Raw genomic sequence first — 14914 nt, forward strand, 5'->3', positions numbered from 1 at the left:
ACGTGAAGAACCGGAACAGCTCATCGCGGCCGATCTCAGGGAACCTCCGCAGAGCCTCCAGCTCCTCATCTGTGAACACCGGAGCGACCACCCCAACGACCTCCCGCCAGACCCCAAAGATTCCCTGGTCAGGCGCTTACCCAGACTGGTGAGGTCGCCTATTCAACTGTCGCGAGTTCTTCGCGGTTGTAGCGGTGAGTGATCGCCGGAGGCGTATTGGCTCCAAGTGGCGCCGGCCTGTGCGGCGAGTCGGGTGGCGGTGAAGGGGTGGTAGCCGAGGGCGTCGGCGACGACTGGGGCGGGCATTTCCACGACGTGCTGACGGATCGCACCGGCTCGTGCTGCAACGGTTGGGATACCGATCGCTCTGACCTGGGTGCCGAGCGTTTCGGGACTCATCGGCTGGCCAGCACGTCGGCCAGGGAACAACCATCGCGAGGCGCGGTTGGTGGCGGTGTCCATGTTGCTCCGCTGCTGGATCCACCGCAGCAACAGGTCGGCGACCGGTGCGGGAACTGGGGACGGCGGTTCGCCCAGTCGCAGCAGGACCTGGTCGCCCTCGTGCAGCACGTCGTCGAGGGTGAGCCGGACGATCCGGCTGAGCGGCTGGGCGTAGAGCAAAACGAGCGTGGCCGCGACGCGGGAGCGGAGGGGCTGATCATGCTCGACCAGCAGGCGACCGAGCAGTTCGAGGCGTTGCTGCGACGGTAGCGGCGTCGCAGTGCGGATCACCTGAGCGGGCAAGCGGACACTTCTGATGAGCTTGTTTGCCATGCACCACAACAAAAACGGCCTCACACAGGTGCGGGCGCGGAGGCTATGGCCGACGTGCCAAGCATCGACGTGGGTCTGACCGCAGGTTGCCAGGGTGAGGTCGTGCTGGGCGAGCCAAGTGAGAAACGAGGTCGCATGCTTGACCTGGTCGCCAACGCTTCGGCGGATCGCTGGCGTGAGCGGCTTTCTCTCCGCGCGGGCCCGTAGCCGTGGCAGTACTTCCCATGTGACGAAGCGACGTACCAGTTGCGCGTGCTCAGGGTCGGCGACCGTGGCTAGGTGGATGATCACCCACCGTTCAAATGAGCAGATCTGCTTGTCGACCACAGGCAGGACACCGCAGGCCATCAGCAGTTCCCGCAGATGGGCTGCGGCTCGCCAGGGTTGAAGGGCATGGAACGCCTCATGGGTCAGCTCGACCTCCCCGCGGCCGAGTTCCTGGAGCAGCACCGCCGGCGGCCGGGCCGGGCGATGGGACGGACGCAGCCATGACAGCCCCGACTTCGGGTTGTTCATCGCGAGCAAGTGCTCGGCGAGTGGGACCAGTTCGGGCCGGATGCGGCCGGTGCCGTCGTCGAGGAGTTCGGCGAGCTGATCGGCGAAGGTGCAGCGGGTGCACAACCGTCCGCCGTGCAGCTTGCCCTCTTCCGGACACCGGCTGCACCGGAACGAGGTGGTGAACCCGGCGCAGTCGGTGCAGACCGCGGCCCCGTCGTCGCGCAGCCCGGGGAGCACACGTTCGTCTCCGCAGCCAGGGCACTGACCGCGGACGCGCAGCGCACGATCGTGGCAGGTGCGGCAGACGTGGCCGTCGGGCCAGCTCCCGGCCTTGTGCCGACGGCGGCCGCAGCGGCAGCAGTTGGTGATGAACCAGCGTTCGTACTGCTCGTCGGTGGAGTAGGTGCGGCTCATTCGTCGAGGATTCGGGCGGGCCTGGGCCGCAGCTTGGCGACGGTCGAGGGCGGTGCTGGCTGGTCGTCGGTGGCGGTCTTGCGGACGCCGGCGTTCTCGGCGGTGGTGGTGACCAGGTCAGCCGGGGTGCAGCCGAGGATGTCGCAGAACGCCGACAGAACCTGCAACGAGAGCCGCTCGGGAATGCCGGAGACCAGCCGGTGGACCTGGGAGGCGGACAGGTCGATGCCTCGGTCCTTCAATAGCGGGACGAGTTCGGTGGCGGTGTAGATCTTGCGGGTGGCCATCACTTCCCGCAGCCGCCAGGAATAGCCGATTTTCCGCTTCATGCCTGGGTTTCCTGTCCACCCAGTGCCTCGGCGACCGTCGCGTCGAGGTGACGCCGCAGGGTGCGGCGTCGAAAGTCCGAGGACACGCAGGTGTAGATCGACGTCGTGGAAGCGTGCTCGTGACCGACCTGTTCCTGCACGAACCGCGGATCCCACCCGGCCTCGATCAGATGCGTGACGTAGGAGCGGCGCAGCGAATGGAAATCGACCCCGTCGTCCAGGCCGAGTTCCTTGCGGTAGGCCACGAACCGGGAGTTGAGCCGCTGGCAGCCGACGCGCATCCCGCGCTCGGACGGCCAGGCGGCCGGGTTGCCATCGACGCCGAACAGCGGCCGGATCTCGGTGAACCACTCCTCGAGGATGTCCGGCGTCCACTTCCAGACCGTCATCACGCTGCGCTGTTTGGGCGGCGAGCCTTTCTTCGCCTTGCCGAACCGGACACGGCACAATCCGTACTCGCCGAACTCCGGCCCATCGGCACTCCGGGCGAAATCGAAGGCGTCCAGCATCCTGGTTTCGTTACGCCTCAAGCCAAAGGCGTACGCCGTCTTAAAGATCGTCGCGTCGCGGAACGCGGGCAGCCAGCCCTTCCGGCCGAACGCGCGGATGCGAGCCACCTGGTCGTCGCAATGGGCGAAGAAGTCGTTCAGCTCGTTCTTGGTGAAGGCCCGCTTCTTCGGATCCGCCTCGTTGGCCTGGACATGCGCGGCGGTGTTCCACTCGTGCACCACCTGGATCGGGTGCGTGCCGAAGCGCTGCTCGCAAGTCTGCGACCACTCGTAGGCAGGATCGGTGGCGAAGTGGCAGAACGCCCGGACGGCCTCGGAGTACGAGCGAATCGTGGAGTGCTTCAAGTCCCGCAACGACCGCAGATCGCCGAGCCACTCGTCGACCATTGCCGCCGACCAGCGCCACGGGAACGCGTTCACGTAGTGGGCGAACGCGCGCACCGTGTTCTCCCGGCCCTCGACCGTCGACCGGGCCAAGTTCCGCGCCAGCTGCTGGTTCGCGAACCCCAGCAGCATTGCGTCGAAGACCTGATCTTCGGGTCGCAGCAGCGACACCCCGTCCACCAGGTGCAGGCTCGCCGCCCCCGGCGCCACCCCGATCGGCCTCACCGGCCACCACCCTCCGTCACTCGCGTTGAACGCGATAAAACCGCATCCGATGCGAGTCGGCCGGAAAACCGCAGGACAACCAACCGGACGAGTGACAGCCGCTGGCCTCATCGCCCGGAAGACACGGCGGTAAGGTCGCCGTAATCCAGGGATCTCCCTGCTGGTCAGGCGGCTACTTCGGCGTCCACTGTGGAGCCGGTCCGCAGACTGTCGCGAATTCGCATCTGCTGCAATTGGCGGCAGAAGCCATATCCGCCCGAAATTTCCCGAGTACTACAGGGACCCCGTGGTGACCGGGTTCCGAGGTTGACGCAACTGAGTGGTTGCCATATGGTCGCAACCAACCAGTTGCGAAAGGATGCCGGAACCGAGATGACGACGCAGTCCGACTTCACCACCGAGATCACCGCCGACCGCACACCGGACGACGTGTTCATGGCCGTCGCCGACCTCCGCGCCTGGATCAGCGAAACCATCACCGGCGATTCGACCGGTGTCGGTGCCGAGTTCTCGTTCGCCGACCAGCGCATCACCGCCGCTCCGTGACCGCGCTGAGCCCGAACCGGGCGAAACTGGTCCTGGCGGCCCTGTTCCTCAGCGCCTTCGTCATGGGCGTCACCGAGCTGCTCGTCCCGGGGGTGCTGAACCTGGTCGCCGCCGACCTGGACGTCTCCATCCAAGCGGCCGGGATGCTGGTGACCGCGCAAGCGTTGGGTGTCGCGCTGGGCGGGCCGCTTCTGACCGCGCTGACGATCAGGCTCGGCAAGCGGGCGATCCTGGTCGGCACGATCGCTGTGTTCATCGTGGCGAACCTGGTTCTGGTGGTGAGTACCGACTACGGCCTGGTGATCGCGGCGCGTGCGCTCGGGGGCGCGGTGGGCGGGTTGTTCATCGCCGCCGCGTTCGAAGTCGGCACCTCGATCGTCCCGCCGGAACGGATGGGCAGGGCGATCTCGGTGGTCATCTCCGGCGCCACCGTGTCGGCCGCGCTGGGCGTTCCACTGGGCACGCTGGCCGGTCAGGCACTGGGCTGGCGGGGATCGTTCGTCGCGATCGTGGTGCTGTCCGCCCTGGCGCTCATCGCCATCCTGGTCCTGGTTCCGCGTGTGCCCGCGAGCGGCGGCGGTCTCGGCAGTCAGGCCAGGTACGCGTTCGCTCCGCGCGTGCTCGCCGTGCTTGTCGTGATCGCTCTGGTGTTCGCGTCGCTCTTCGCCGCGCTGACCTACCTCGCGCCGTTCCTGGAACAGGTCACCGGTATCCCGGGCGCGCTGATCAGCGTGTTCCTGCTCGCCTACGGTGTGGCGACCGCGGTTGGCTCGTTCGGCGGCGGCCGGTTCGCCGACGCCAACGCCCCGCGTGCGTTGATCCTCGGCACCGGCGGGCTCGCGGTCTCCCTGCTCGTGCTGTACCTGGCGGGCGCGGTCGCCGCGGTGGTCGTCCTGGCGCTGCTCGCGCTGGGCATGTTCGGCATGGGGACGGCGCCGGTGGTGCAGTACCGCGTGGTGGACCTCGCCGGGCCCGGTGCCCAGCTCGCGCAGTCACTGCCGGCGTCGTCGGCCAACCTCGGTATCGCGCTCGGCTCGGCGGTCGGGGGCGTGGCTGTCGGCAGCTTCTCCGTCGCCGCCACAGTGCTCACCGGCTTCGCCCTCGCCTGCGTTGCCGCCGTTGTCGCCTGGGGCACCAGCTTCCTCAAGCCGCCAACGACAAGCGAGCGCTCGCTCGACGAGGACGAGCCCACACCGGCCCAGTCCTGAACGCGGAGCCGGTTTCGTCGCCGGTGACCGTGACGGCAGGATTCGAGCATGGTGAATCCGATCGAAATGAGTGAGCGCGAGTACTTCGCCGAGTTCGCGAAGCGCCTGGGCATGTTCATCGGGAGGACATCGTTCCGCGGCGCGACCGACTTCATGACGGGATACGACCAAGCCGCCCGCAGGCATGGCGGCCCCGGTTTGACCGGGTGGCGTACGTGGCTGATGGCGAACCACGAGGTCGACGCCAACCTCGTCTGGGAAAGCCAGATCAGGCAGATCGCGACGCCGGAGTGGCATGGCGGGTGGGATCTCACGCCCCAGCAGGAAGAACATCTTCTGAAGGTGCTCTTCGGGTTGCTGGACGAGTTCCTCGCCGAACGGGAAAGGCTTGCCGCACAGCCTTGACGCGGGAGTTCGCCGCTATCCGGCCGCGGCCTCCCGGTCACCGGCGGACGCCACGGCGACCCGTTCGCGATGTTCGGCGACGTGCACCCTGGTCGCGCACCGGGTGGAGCAGAAACGGCGCCTTCCGTTGCGCGAGGTGTCCACGAAGACGGTCTCGCAGCCCTCCCGAGCGCAGCGGCCGAACCGGCCGGGGTCTTCGCACACCAGGTGCGCGAGCCCGCCCGCGGTGTAGGCGCGGATGCGGGCCAGCACGCCCTCGTCCTCGCGGGCGTAGTGCAGATGGGGCCGGAGCCCGTCGTGTCGGGAGACGAACGGCCGGCAGGCCGAGTCGGCGAGCAGTTCGTTGACGAGGTCCACCGCGAGTTCCGATGACGACGCCTCGAAGACCGCGCGGAGCCTGCCCGCCCACGCGACCACTGCGCCCGCGTCGGCGGGCACGATCGCACCCATGGTCGCCCCGTGCTCGCGCAGGACGGTGGCCAGCTCGGCGGCCGTGGCGGGACCGGCGTTGACGAGCGCGGCGGCGATCTGGGCCGCCGCACCACCGTAAGGGTTGAAGTGCACTGAACTATTACAGCACGATCGGGGCATGACCACGAACACCACGTGCCCCCACTGCGGCTGGCCCGCGCGCGACCGTGTCGACACCGGGTCGACGCACCACGTCTCCGACGGCAGGGTCAGCTACCGCCAGTGCCTGTGCGGCAGCTGGCTGATCCTCATCGACGGCGGCGTGACCGCCGTGACCGCGCCGCCTCGCGCGCAGGGCAGCGGTACCGCTCCCGCGCCCACCTCGCTGGCGACCCGGCTCCGGCGTTCCCTGCGACGCCTGGTGTGAGCGGTGGACTGCTCGCGCTCCGTGCGCGCATCGCCGCTCCTGTCGCGACGGTGCGGCACGCGCTCACCGACGTCGGCTCCCTCCGGGTGTGGCTGGCCGAACACGCCGGGCCCGCCATGACGTTCTGGGGCCGCCACACACCGGACGGCGCCGGGCCCCGGCAACACCTGCGCCGGCTCGACGACCGGTGCGTGCGGTTCGACTGGCGGCTGTGGCACGTCGACACCTCCGTCCACATCGGACTCAGCGCCGCTTCCGGCGGCGGCACGGTGCTGTCGCTGTGCCAGACGGAGGTGCCCGACTGGGCCGAGATGGCAGGGGAGGACACCCCGCTGAGCGTGCTGGGCACGTTCTGGTCGCTCGCGCTGGCGAACCTCGCTGACCACCTCGAAGGTCGTCCGCTCACCCCGAAGACGGACTTCGTCTCGCCCGAACTGCACGTGGAGATCCCGCTCGCGGCCACACCGGGTGCCGTGTTCGCCTCGCTGGTGGAGCCTGCCCGGTTCGGCACCTGGTTCGGCACCGTGCTCGAAACCGACGCCCGGATCGGCGGCCCGTGGGTCGTCGGGACGTTCGAGCTGATCGGCCCCGGCGCCACGATCGTCGCGCTGGCGCCGGGGCGGAGGCTGACCGTCGCGGAGAACGGATTCGAGACCGGCTGGGAACTGACCCCGGCCGACTACGGCACCCGGCTTTCTTTGCAGCACACCGGTTTCGACGAGCGAAACCCGCCCTACGCCGGGTGGACGGGCTGGCTCGCCGGGCTCGCCGGGTTGCGGCGCCACCACGACGGCGCGCGGCCGATCTGGCTGCGCCGCGTGCTCCCCGGCGTCCCGGCGACCCTGATCACGGCAGGGCGCGCGGCCGCCGCCGAGCGGTGATCAGGCGCGGCGCATCGCGCGGGTGCCGACGGCGAGCCCGGCGAGCGCCACCAGCGCGGCGGCCAGCAGGCCCCACCCGGTGGCCGCGTTCCAGATCTGGCCACCGAACAGCGCGCGCTCCGCGTCCACGACGTAGGTCAGCGGGTTGGCCTTCGCCAGCGCGCGCAGCCAGCCCGGCCCGCCGTCGAGCGGCAGCAGCATGCCCGCCAGCAACAGCAGCGGGAACGTCAGCGTCTGCTGCACCGCCCAGAACATCCACTCCTGGTTCTTCGACGCCAGCGCCAGCGTGTAGGACAGCGCGCCGAGTCCGACGCAGAACACCCCGAGCAGCGCCAGCCCGAGTACCGCGCCTGCGAGGTGGAGGTGGAATCCGAACGGGATCGTCGCGACGACGAGCAGCGCCGTCTGGGCGAACATCGGCACGATCTCCTTGAGCGCCCTGCCCACGATGAGCGCCGGCCGCCGGAGCGGGGAGACGAGCATCCGCTCGTGCGAGCCGGTTTGCATCTCGTAGAGCAGGTTCGAGCCGGTCGTGGTGGTGCCGAACAGGCACGACATCACCACGACACCGGGCACGAACCACTGCAGCGCGGGCTGCCCTCCCATCGTGCCGGGCAGCAGCGGCGCGAACAGGGCGAGGAAGAACAGCGGCTGGACCATCGTGAAGATCACGGAGAACGGGTTGCGCAGCACGGGCCGCAGTTCGCGGGTGAACACGGTCATGGTGTCGGTGGCGAAGGTGGTGCTCACTGGTCGGTTCCCTTCTCGGGCGTGGTCGTTTCGTCTCGAAGGCTGCGGCCGGTGAGGGCCAGGAACACGTCGTCGAGCGTCGGGCGCGCGACTTCCACGGCGGCGACGGTGAGCCCCGCGTCGTCGAGGCCGCGCAGCAGTTTCGGTGCGAGCGCGGCGCCACCGGCGGTTTCGACCGTCACCACCGGCCCGCGGCGGTCGACGCGCGCGCCCGAGGCGATGCCGAGCCCGGTCCGGACGGCGAGGGTGGCCTCGCGCTCGCCGTCGAAGGTGAGGGTGATCCGGTCACCGGCGTGCTCGCTCTTCAGCTTCGCCGGGGTGTCGTCGGCGATCACGCGGCCGCCGTCGATCACCACCACCCGTTCGGCGAGCTGATCGGCCTCGTCGAGGTAATGGGTGGTCAGCACGACGGTGGTGTCGTGCGCGGCGCGCAGCGCGCGGATGTGCTGCTGGAGGTTGGCCCTGCTCTGCGGGTCGAGCCCGGTGGACGGCTCGTCGAGGAACAGCAGCGCCGGCGCGTGGATGAGGCCCATCGCGATGTCGAGGCGGCGCCGCTGGCCGCCGGAGAGCGAGGACACCAAGCGATCCGCGAGGCCGTCGAGTTCGAGCGAGCCGATCAGCTCGTCCGCGCGCGCCTTCGCCGCGCGTGAGCCCATGCCGTACGCCCTGCCCTGGCTGAGGAGTTCGTCGCGGCCGCGCTGGCTGTGCCCCGCGCCGGTGCCCTGCCCGAGGTAACCGATGCGGTGGCGTACCTCGCGTTGCGCGGTCGTCACGTCGTGGCCAGCCACCGTCGCGGTGCCGCTGGTCGGCGCGAGCAGCGTGGTCAGCATCCGCAGCGTGGTGGACTTGCCGGCGCCGTTGGGCCCCAGCAGCGCCACGAGCTCGCCTTCGCGGACTTCGAGGTCGAGCTCGCGCACCGCGTCGACGGTGGCCTTCCTGGTGGTGAACCGCCTGCCGAGGCCGCTCGTCCGGATCATCGTCTTCGTCATGACGGAGAAGTTAGGATCCGATCCGGCCACTTTCCGACCTGAATCCACGGGAATCTGGAGTCATGGCGAACACGAGCGCACGGATGCTGCGGCTGCTGAACCTGTTGCAGACCCACCGGTACTGGCCGGGCAGTGAACTGGCGGGCAAGCTCGAAGTGAGCGAGCGGACGCTGCGGCGCGACGTCGAACGGCTGCGCGATCTCGGGTACCCGGTCGACGCGAACCGGGGAGTGGCAGGCGGGTACCAGCTCCAGTCGGGCGCCGCGATGCCACCGCTGCTGCTCGACGACGAAGAAGCGGTCGCGATCGCCGTCGGGCTGCGCACGGCGGCCTCCGGCGCGGTCGACGGCGTCGAAGAAACCTCGGTGCGCGCGCTGACGAAGGTCATCCAGGTGATGCCGCCGCGCCTGCGGCGCCGGGTGGACGCCTTGCGCTCGTTCACCGTCCGCACGGCGTGGAACGCCGGCCCCGCCGTCGATTCCGGCGCGCTGACCGTGCTCGCGCAGGCCTGCCGCGACGACGAGCGCCTCCGCTTCACCTACACCGCGCGTGCGGGGGAGCGGACCGAGCGGCTGGTGGAGCCGCACCGGCTGGTGTCGCTGAGCGGGCGGTGGTACCTCGTCGCCTGGGACGCCGAACGCCACGACTGGCGCACGTTCCGGGTGGACCGGCTCGGGGACCCCCGGAGCACCGGTCACCGGTTCCGCCAGCGCGAGCTGCCCGGCGGCGACGCGGGCGCGTTCGTGCGCGATCGGATCTCGTCGGCGTCCCAGCCCCACGAGGTGACCGTGACGTTGCGCGTGGCCGCTGACGACGTGCCTGCCGAAGTGCGGCGGTGGGGCGAGTTCACCGATCTCGGCGGCGGCTCGTGCCGCCTGGCGATGAAGGTCGAGACGTTCGACTGGCCGATCCTGCTGCTCGCCGCGATCGGCGCCGAGTTCGAAGTGGACGGTCCGCCCGAGTTCGCGGACTACGTCAGGGCGGCCGGGGAAAGGTTCGTGCGGGGCACCCGGTGAACCGCTTGCGGTGAGCACTGCCGGGATGCTCTATTTCTCCCGTGACGGACACCGACATCCACCGCGCGGTCGAGGCCGTGTGGCGGATCGAATCCCCGAAGGTCATCGCCGGACTGGCCAGGCTCGTCCGCGACATCGGCGTTGCCGAGGAGCTCGCGCAGGACGCCATGGTCGCGGCACTGGAGCAGTGGCCGGAATCGGGTGTGCCCCGCAACCCCGGCGCCTGGCTGATGACCACCGCGAAGCGGCGCGCGATCGACCTGATCCGCCGCAACGAACGGCTCGAACGCAAACAGGCCGAGATCGCGCGCGATCTGGAGAGCAGGCCCGATGCCGCGGGACCTGATCTCGACGCGCTCGACGCCCCGGTCAGCGACGACCTGCTGCGGCTCGTGTTCATTTCCTGCCACCCGATATTGGCCACCGAAGCGCGCGTCGCGCTGACGCTGCGGCTGCTCGGCGGCCTGACCACGAAGGAGATCGCGCGGGCGTTCCTGGTTTCCGAGGCGACCGTGGCCCAGCGGATCGTCCGTGCCAAGCGCACGCTGTCCGACGCGAAGGTGCCGTTCGAGATGCCTGCCAGCGACGAGCTGGCGGAACGACTGGCTTCGGTGCTCGAAGTCGTCTACCTGATCTTCAACGAGGGGTACGCCGCGACCGCGGGGGACGACTGGATGCGCCCCGCGCTGTGCGAGGACGCCCTTCGGCTCGGCCGGATACTGGCGGAGCTCGCGCCCGCCGAGACCGAGGTGCACGGCCTGGTGGCGCTGATGGAGATCCAGGCGTCGCGCTCGCGTGCCCGCGTCGACCGCAACGGGGACCCGGTGCTGCTGCTGGAACAGGATCGCGGGCGCTGGGACCAGGTGCTGCTGCGCCGCGGGCTGGCCGCGCTGGAGCGCGCCGAGTCGATCGACGACCGGCGTGGCTCCTACTGCCTGCAAGCCGCCATCGCCGCCTGCCACGGGAGGGCGAGGACCGCGGAGGAGACCGACTGGGTCCGGATCTCCGCCCTCTACACCGCGCTCGCCCAGCTCACACCGTCACCGATCGTCGAGCTGAACCGCGGGGTGGCGCTGTCCATGGCGTTCGGGCCCGCGACCGGGTTGCGGCTCGTCGACGCGCTGGTCGACGAGCCTTCGCTGAAGCGGTACCACCTGCTGCCCAGCGTCCGGGGCGATCTGCTGGCGAAGGTCGGCAGGCTCGACGAAGCACGCGCCGAGTTCGAGCGCGCGGCGGAGCTGACCGGCAACGTCCGCGAACAGGCCCTCCTCAAGGCGCGTGCGGCGGCCTGCGAGCAGGGGCTCGCGCCCCAGCGGTAGGTCACGGCGCGCCGCCCCGCAGCACGAGGTCCACCAGCTCGTCGAGGTAGCGGTCACCCGCCTCGCCGGACCGGAGCAGGACGCGAAACCAGATCGCGCCACCAAGCAGGTCCATGATCGCGACCTGGTCGGCGTCCGCGCGCAGCTCGCCCCTGGCCACGGCGCGTTCGAACACGGGCCGCTCCCTGGCCATCCGGTCGGCGAGGAACGCTTGCACGACCCCGCCGAGTTCGGGCCGCCGGGGAGCGGCGGCGAGCGCGGCCGTGACGAGCTGGGCGCTCGGCGGACGGGTGAGCAGATCCCTGATCAGCCCGATGAGCGCGCGCAGGTCGCCGCGCAGCGTGCCGGTGTCCGGCACGGTGAACTCGAGCGCGTTCGAGTCGCGCAGCGCCGCGGCGAGCAGTGCGTCCTTCGACGGCCACCAGCGGTAGAGCGTGGTCTTGTTGACCCCGGACCGGTCAGCCACCACCTCGATCGCCAGCCCGTCGTAGCCGTGTTCGGCGAGCAGCGCGAGTGTGGTCGCGAAGATCTCCTGCGCCTTGCGCGGCCCGCGCCGTGGTGTCGTCATCCTCGGACTGTAACGCAACGCACCGTTGCGTTGCTGTCGACGGCTTGGTTAAGTGGACAACGCAACGGTGCGTTGCGTTGTGCAGAGGAGGAAGCGATGCCCGGACTTCCGATCGTGTTCGTACACGGGATGCGCCTGAGCGGGTCGGCGTGGTCGCCGGTCACCGCGCGGCTGGGCGGGGCGTTTCGCGCCATCGACCTGCCCGGGCACGGCGCCCGCCGCGGCGAGGTCTTCACGATGGACGGGGCGACGGCCGCGGTGGCCGATGCGGTGGCCGACCTCGGTGGCAGGGCGCTGGTGGTCGGGCACTCCCTCGGCGGCTACGTCTCGATGGCCGCGGCGGCCCGGTGCCCGGAGCGGGTGGCCGGGCTCGTCGTCGCCGGGGCGACGGCGGTGCCGGACCGCGGACTCGCGGTGCCGTTCCGGGTGATGCACCGCTTCCTGTCCGCCCGTCCGGACGGGGGCGATCACCTCTCCCGCTGGATCTTCGGCAGGGTGCTGCCGCCGGAATCCCTGGACGGCGTGCTGGCGGGTGGCATCGCCACGGAGGTGATCCCCGATCTCGTGGACGCGGTGATCGGAACCGACGTCCTCGCCGACGTCGCGCGCTTCCCCGGCCCCACGTGGTTCGTCAACGGCGGGCACGACCACTTCCGGTGGCACGAGAACCGGTTCCTCGCCGCCGCGGCGCACGGCAGGCTCATCGTCGTCCCCGGCGCCGGTCACTACCTGCCGCTGACCCACCCGGTGGCGATGGCCCGTCTCGTCTCGGACGCGGCGGCCGCGGTTCGCCAGGACCACGCCGTCGCACCGTGAGGCGCGCGAGATTCCGGGCCGCGCTCAGCCGCCCGAAATCTCGCACACGTGCTGGACACCGGTGTCCAGCACGTCCTCGTACACGGCGACCTTGTGCGTGATCAGGTCGAGGCTCCGGTTGAGCTCGCCGATCTGCGCGTGCACGCGCTCCTGGTGCTCGAGCAGCAGTTCCAGTCGTTCCTTCTCGTTGCCGCCGCCGTCGCGGACCAGTTCGGCGTACCGGCGGATCGAGGGCAACGGCATCCCGGATGCGCGCAGCACCACGCACAGCCGCAACCATTCGACGTCGTCGACGGCGTACATCCGGTTGCCGCCCGCCTTGCGGCGCACCGGGTTCACGAAGAGGCCCTCGCGCTCGTAGAACCGCAGCGCGTGCACGCTCAGCCCCGTGCGTTCCGCGACCTCGCCGATGCTCAGACTCGTTGCGACCTCAGCCATGGGCATCAGCGTAGGCGGGCAATCGGACATTGGCGGCGGTTTCCGCTTGATCTAGAGCCGGGTCTAGTTCCTACCGTCTGCGCCATGACCATGAACTACCGCGCGCTGGGCGGCACCGGCATCAAGGTGAGCGCCCACTGCCTCGGCACCATGATGTTCGGCCACGTCGGCAACCCTGACCACGACGACTGCGCCCGAATCCTGCACACCGCGCTCGACGGCGGGATCAACTTCGTCGACACCGCCGACATGTACTCCGACGGGGAGTCCGAGGAGATCGTCGGCAAGGCCCTGCGCGGGCGCCGCGACGACGTCGTGCTCGCCACGAAGGTGCACTTCCCGATGGGCGGCGAGGGGCCGAACCGAGGCGGCAATTCGCGTCGCTGGATCGTGAGCGCCGTCGAGGAGAGCCTGCGCCGCCTCGGGACGGACTGGATCGACCTGTACCAGGTCCACCGGCCGGACCACGCGACCGATATCGAGGAGACCCTGTCCGCGCTCGGCGATCTCGTGCGGCAGGGCAAGATCAGGGCGTTCGGCTGTTCGTCCTTCCCGGTCGAGGACATCCTCGAAGCCCATTACGTCGCCGAACGCCGCGGCCTGCCGAGGTTCCGCACCGAGCAGCCGCCGTATTCGATGCTCGGGCGGGGCGTCGAACGATCGGTCCTGCCTGCCTGCCAGCGGCTCGGGATGGGCGTGCTGACCTGGAGCCCACTCGCTTGGGGAGTGCTTTCCGGCCGGTACCGCAAGGGGGAGCGGGTCGACCTGACCACCGGGCGCCCCGCGCTGAACCCCGGCCGCTTCGATCCCGCGCTCCCGGAGAACGGGCCGAAGCTGGCCGCCGCGGCGAAGCTCGCCGAGCTGGCGGACGAGATCGGGTGCTCGCTGCCGGATCTCGCCATCGCGTTCGTCGTGGCGCATCCCGCCGTCACGTCGGTGATCCTCGGGCCGCGCACGATGACCCAGCTCGAATCTTCCCTGAAAGGTGCAGCACTGGTGCTGGACGACGAGACGATGGACCGGATCGACGAGATCGTGCCGCCGGGCAAGGACCAGTACCACGTGGACGCCGCGTGGAGCCCGGAGTCGTTGACCGACGTCACCAGGCGGCGCCGTCCGCTGACCGAGCGCGCCGCGGCGTAGTTGCCTCCGGAGTGGTTGTACCTACTAGTATGTACGGTAATCGCAACCATTCCGAAGGAGCACTCCATGCCATTCGTTCGCATCGACGCACTCGGAGCGGGCCCCGACCGGCTCGACGCGCTCGGCCGGGCCGTGCACGACGCGCTGGTCGAGGCGATCGGCATCCCGCCCGACGACCGGTTCCAGGTTCTGACCGGGCACGACGGCACCCGGAGCACGCTGCGCTACGACGACGGCTACCTCGGCGTGCGCCGCGACGACGAACTGGTGTTCGTCGCGATCACGATGCGGTCCGGGCGCACGGCCGCGATGAAGCAGGCGCTGTACCGGCGGATCGCGGAGCTCGCCCACGAGTACGCGGGGACCGAGCCGCGGAACGTCTTCGTCACCGTCACGGAGAACGAGCCGATCGACTGGTCGTTCGGTGACGGGATCGCGCAGTACGCCGAGGGGTGAGCTCGCGTTGCGTCCCAACCTGGCGGCGGGCCCGGCCCTGGCCTGCCGCCAGGTTGGGACGGCGTCCTGATCAGCTCGCGGCCCGCGCCTGTCCCGATTAGGACGGCCGTGGAACTGCTCGACGCGGGCGGCGAAGGCGGGCTGACCTTCCGGGCGCTGACCGAGCGCCTCGCCACCGGGCCGGGCGCGATCTACTGGCACGCGGCGAACAAGGGCGAGCTGCTCGGCGCAGGGCGAAATCCGCGCCGTGGCACTCGGCCTGTTCGACGTGATCGAGGAACATCCGTGGCTCGCCACACGGCTCTCGACGCAGTTCTCCCGCAGCCCCTGGGGCTCGGTGGCGCAGGTGACTCCGTCACGTGCGGACGGACGCGCGCCGACGCCGATGTGCGCAGCGTTCCCCCTTCT

The 14914-nt window shown here is 70.1% G+C and carries 18 protein-coding genes and 1 pseudogene; 11 read left to right on the plus strand and 8 right to left on the minus strand.

The window, feature by feature from the left end; genetic code table 11:
• Positions 1-162: 162 nt before the first annotated feature.
• The 3 genes from ABD256_RS01000 to ABD256_RS01010 are packed head-to-tail and all read right to left on the minus strand — an operon-like array spanning position 163 to position 3244.
• Positions 163-1686, minus strand: coding sequence for a hypothetical protein (locus ABD256_RS01000; protein WP_344412273.1), 1524 nt, complete (start codon positions 1684-1686; stop codon positions 163-165).
• The gene (locus ABD256_RS01005) at positions 1683-2015 is read right to left on the minus strand and encodes a helix-turn-helix domain-containing protein (protein WP_344412275.1); all 333 of its coding nucleotides are present in this window, start codon (positions 2013-2015) and stop codon (positions 1683-1685) included. Before ABD256_RS01005 ends, ABD256_RS01000 begins: the two co-directional genes overlap by 4 nt.
• On the minus strand, positions 2012-3244 hold the full coding sequence (locus ABD256_RS01010) for a tyrosine-type recombinase/integrase (protein WP_344412277.1): 1233 nt from the start codon (positions 3242-3244) through the stop codon (positions 2012-2014). The genes ABD256_RS01005 and ABD256_RS01010 overlap by 4 nt, the downstream gene beginning before the upstream one ends.
• A 261-nt stretch (positions 3245-3505) precedes the next feature.
• Between ABD256_RS01010 and ABD256_RS01015 the strand changes: the two genes are divergently transcribed.
• The 3 genes from ABD256_RS01015 to ABD256_RS01025 are packed head-to-tail and all read left to right on the plus strand — an operon-like array spanning position 3506 to position 5292.
• Positions 3506-3679, plus strand: coding sequence for a hypothetical protein (locus ABD256_RS01015; RefSeq protein WP_344412279.1), 174 nt, complete (start codon positions 3506-3508; stop codon positions 3677-3679).
• Complete coding sequence (locus ABD256_RS01020) at positions 3676-4887, plus strand: MFS transporter (protein ID WP_344412281.1); 1212 nt, start codon at positions 3676-3678, stop codon at positions 4885-4887. The genes ABD256_RS01015 and ABD256_RS01020 overlap by 4 nt, the downstream gene beginning before the upstream one ends.
• Positions 4888-4935: 48 nt before the next feature.
• Complete coding sequence (locus ABD256_RS01025; RefSeq protein WP_344412283.1) at positions 4936-5292, plus strand: hypothetical protein; 357 nt, start codon at positions 4936-4938, stop codon at positions 5290-5292.
• Between the two features lie 15 nt (positions 5293-5307).
• Here ABD256_RS01025 and ABD256_RS01030 read toward each other — a convergent pair whose 3' ends face one another.
• A complete protein-coding gene (locus tag ABD256_RS01030; RefSeq protein WP_344412285.1) occupies positions 5308-5856 on the minus strand; it encodes a CGNR zinc finger domain-containing protein in 549 nt (182 codons plus the stop codon).
• A gap of 25 nt (positions 5857-5881) precedes the next feature.
• On the opposite strand from ABD256_RS01030, the gene ABD256_RS01035 reads away from it, so the two are divergent.
• Both ABD256_RS01035 and ABD256_RS01040 read left to right on the plus strand, forming a co-directional pair.
• The gene (locus tag ABD256_RS01035) at positions 5882-6130 is read left to right on the plus strand and encodes a hypothetical protein (protein ID WP_344412287.1); all 249 of its coding nucleotides are present in this window, start codon (positions 5882-5884) and stop codon (positions 6128-6130) included.
• Positions 6127-7011 carry an SRPBCC family protein gene (locus tag ABD256_RS01040; RefSeq protein WP_344412289.1) on the plus strand — a complete coding sequence of 295 codons (885 nt, stop codon included), beginning with the start codon at positions 6127-6129 and terminating at the stop codon, positions 7009-7011. Before ABD256_RS01035 ends, ABD256_RS01040 begins: the two co-directional genes overlap by 4 nt.
• On the opposite strand, the gene ABD256_RS01045 is transcribed toward ABD256_RS01040, so the two are convergent.
• On the minus strand, positions 7012-7761 hold the full coding sequence (locus ABD256_RS01045) for an ABC transporter permease (protein ID WP_344412291.1): 750 nt from the start codon (positions 7759-7761) through the stop codon (positions 7012-7014).
• Positions 7758-8750, minus strand: coding sequence for an ATP-binding cassette domain-containing protein (locus tag ABD256_RS01050; protein WP_344412293.1), 993 nt, complete (start codon positions 8748-8750; stop codon positions 7758-7760). The genes ABD256_RS01045 and ABD256_RS01050 overlap by 4 nt, the downstream gene beginning before the upstream one ends.
• Before the next feature lie 62 nt (positions 8751-8812).
• Here ABD256_RS01050 and ABD256_RS01055 point away from each other — a divergent pair, with 62 nt between their 5' ends.
• Complete coding sequence (locus tag ABD256_RS01055; RefSeq protein ID WP_344412295.1) at positions 8813-9766, plus strand: helix-turn-helix transcriptional regulator; 954 nt, start codon at positions 8813-8815, stop codon at positions 9764-9766.
• A 41-nt stretch (positions 9767-9807) separates the two neighbouring features.
• Positions 9808-11085, plus strand: a complete 1278-nt coding sequence (locus ABD256_RS01060) for an RNA polymerase sigma factor (protein WP_344412297.1) — start codon at positions 9808-9810, stop codon at positions 11083-11085.
• A 1-nt stretch (position 11086) separates the two neighbouring features.
• On the opposite strand, the gene ABD256_RS01065 is transcribed toward ABD256_RS01060, so the two are convergent.
• Positions 11087-11653, minus strand: coding sequence for a TetR/AcrR family transcriptional regulator (locus ABD256_RS01065; protein ID WP_344412299.1), 567 nt, complete (start codon positions 11651-11653; stop codon positions 11087-11089).
• 96 nt (positions 11654-11749) lie between these two features.
• Between ABD256_RS01065 and ABD256_RS01070 the strand changes: the two genes are divergently transcribed.
• Complete coding sequence (locus ABD256_RS01070) at positions 11750-12469, plus strand: alpha/beta fold hydrolase (protein ID WP_344412301.1); 720 nt, start codon at positions 11750-11752, stop codon at positions 12467-12469.
• A gap of 24 nt (positions 12470-12493) precedes the next feature.
• Here the strand turns inward: ABD256_RS01070 and ABD256_RS01075 are convergent, their stop codons facing one another.
• Positions 12494-12907 (minus strand): MerR family transcriptional regulator, encoded by a 414-nt coding sequence (locus ABD256_RS01075; protein ID WP_344412304.1) that lies wholly within the window; start codon positions 12905-12907, stop codon positions 12494-12496.
• A 90-nt stretch (positions 12908-12997) separates the two neighbouring features.
• Here ABD256_RS01075 and ABD256_RS01080 point away from each other — a divergent pair, with 90 nt between their 5' ends.
• The 3 genes and pseudogenes from ABD256_RS01080 to ABD256_RS01090 form a co-directional block, all read left to right on the plus strand.
• A complete protein-coding gene (locus ABD256_RS01080) occupies positions 12998-14050 on the plus strand; it encodes an aldo/keto reductase (RefSeq protein ID WP_344412666.1) in 1053 nt (350 codons plus the stop codon).
• A gap of 66 nt (positions 14051-14116) precedes the next feature.
• Positions 14117-14506 (plus strand): tautomerase family protein, encoded by a 390-nt coding sequence (locus ABD256_RS01085; RefSeq protein WP_344412306.1) that lies wholly within the window; start codon positions 14117-14119, stop codon positions 14504-14506.
• A gap of 96 nt (positions 14507-14602) precedes the next feature.
• Positions 14603-14846, plus strand: a pseudogene (locus ABD256_RS01090) (helix-turn-helix domain-containing protein); the annotation flags it as partial.
• Between the last annotated feature and the right edge of the window lie 68 nt (positions 14847-14914).

It is taken from the genome of Amycolatopsis minnesotensis, assembly GCF_039529815.1.
Taxonomy (GTDB): Bacteria; Actinomycetota; Actinomycetes; order Mycobacteriales; family Pseudonocardiaceae; genus Amycolatopsis; species Amycolatopsis minnesotensis.

What these genes read in the sequence shown, in the direction of transcription:
- ABD256_RS01000 (WP_344412273.1), bottom strand. Translation starts at nt 1,686, where the DNA reads ATGAGCCGCACCTACTCCACCGACGAGCAGTACGAACGCTGGTTCATC.
- ABD256_RS01025 (WP_344412283.1), top strand. Translation starts at nt 4,936, where the DNA reads ATGGTGAATCCGATCGAAATGAGTGAGCGCGAGTACTTCGCCGAGTTC.
- ABD256_RS01015 (WP_344412279.1), top strand. Translation starts at nt 3,506, where the DNA reads ATGACGACGCAGTCCGACTTCACCACCGAGATCACCGCCGACCGCACA.
- ABD256_RS01070 (WP_344412301.1), top strand. Translation starts at nt 11,750, where the DNA reads ATGCCCGGACTTCCGATCGTGTTCGTACACGGGATGCGCCTGAGCGGG.
- ABD256_RS01005 (WP_344412275.1), bottom strand. Translation starts at nt 2,015, where the DNA reads ATGAAGCGGAAAATCGGCTATTCCTGGCGGCTGCGGGAAGTGATGGCC.
- ABD256_RS01075 (WP_344412304.1), bottom strand. Translation starts at nt 12,907, where the DNA reads ATGGCTGAGGTCGCAACGAGTCTGAGCATCGGCGAGGTCGCGGAACGC.
- ABD256_RS01035 (WP_344412287.1), top strand. Translation starts at nt 5,882, where the DNA reads ATGACCACGAACACCACGTGCCCCCACTGCGGCTGGCCCGCGCGCGAC.
- ABD256_RS01080 (WP_344412666.1), top strand. Translation starts at nt 12,998, where the DNA reads ATGAACTACCGCGCGCTGGGCGGCACCGGCATCAAGGTGAGCGCCCAC.
- ABD256_RS01010 (WP_344412277.1), bottom strand. Translation starts at nt 3,244, where the DNA reads ATGAGGCCAGCGGCTGTCACTCGTCCGGTTGGTTGTCCTGCGGTTTTC.
- ABD256_RS01055 (WP_344412295.1), top strand. Translation starts at nt 8,813, where the DNA reads ATGGCGAACACGAGCGCACGGATGCTGCGGCTGCTGAACCTGTTGCAG.
- ABD256_RS01050 (WP_344412293.1), bottom strand. Translation starts at nt 8,750, where the DNA reads ATGACGAAGACGATGATCCGGACGAGCGGCCTCGGCAGGCGGTTCACC.
- ABD256_RS01065 (WP_344412299.1), bottom strand. Translation starts at nt 11,653, where the DNA reads ATGACGACACCACGGCGCGGGCCGCGCAAGGCGCAGGAGATCTTCGCG.
- ABD256_RS01085 (WP_344412306.1), top strand. Translation starts at nt 14,117, where the DNA reads ATGCCATTCGTTCGCATCGACGCACTCGGAGCGGGCCCCGACCGGCTC.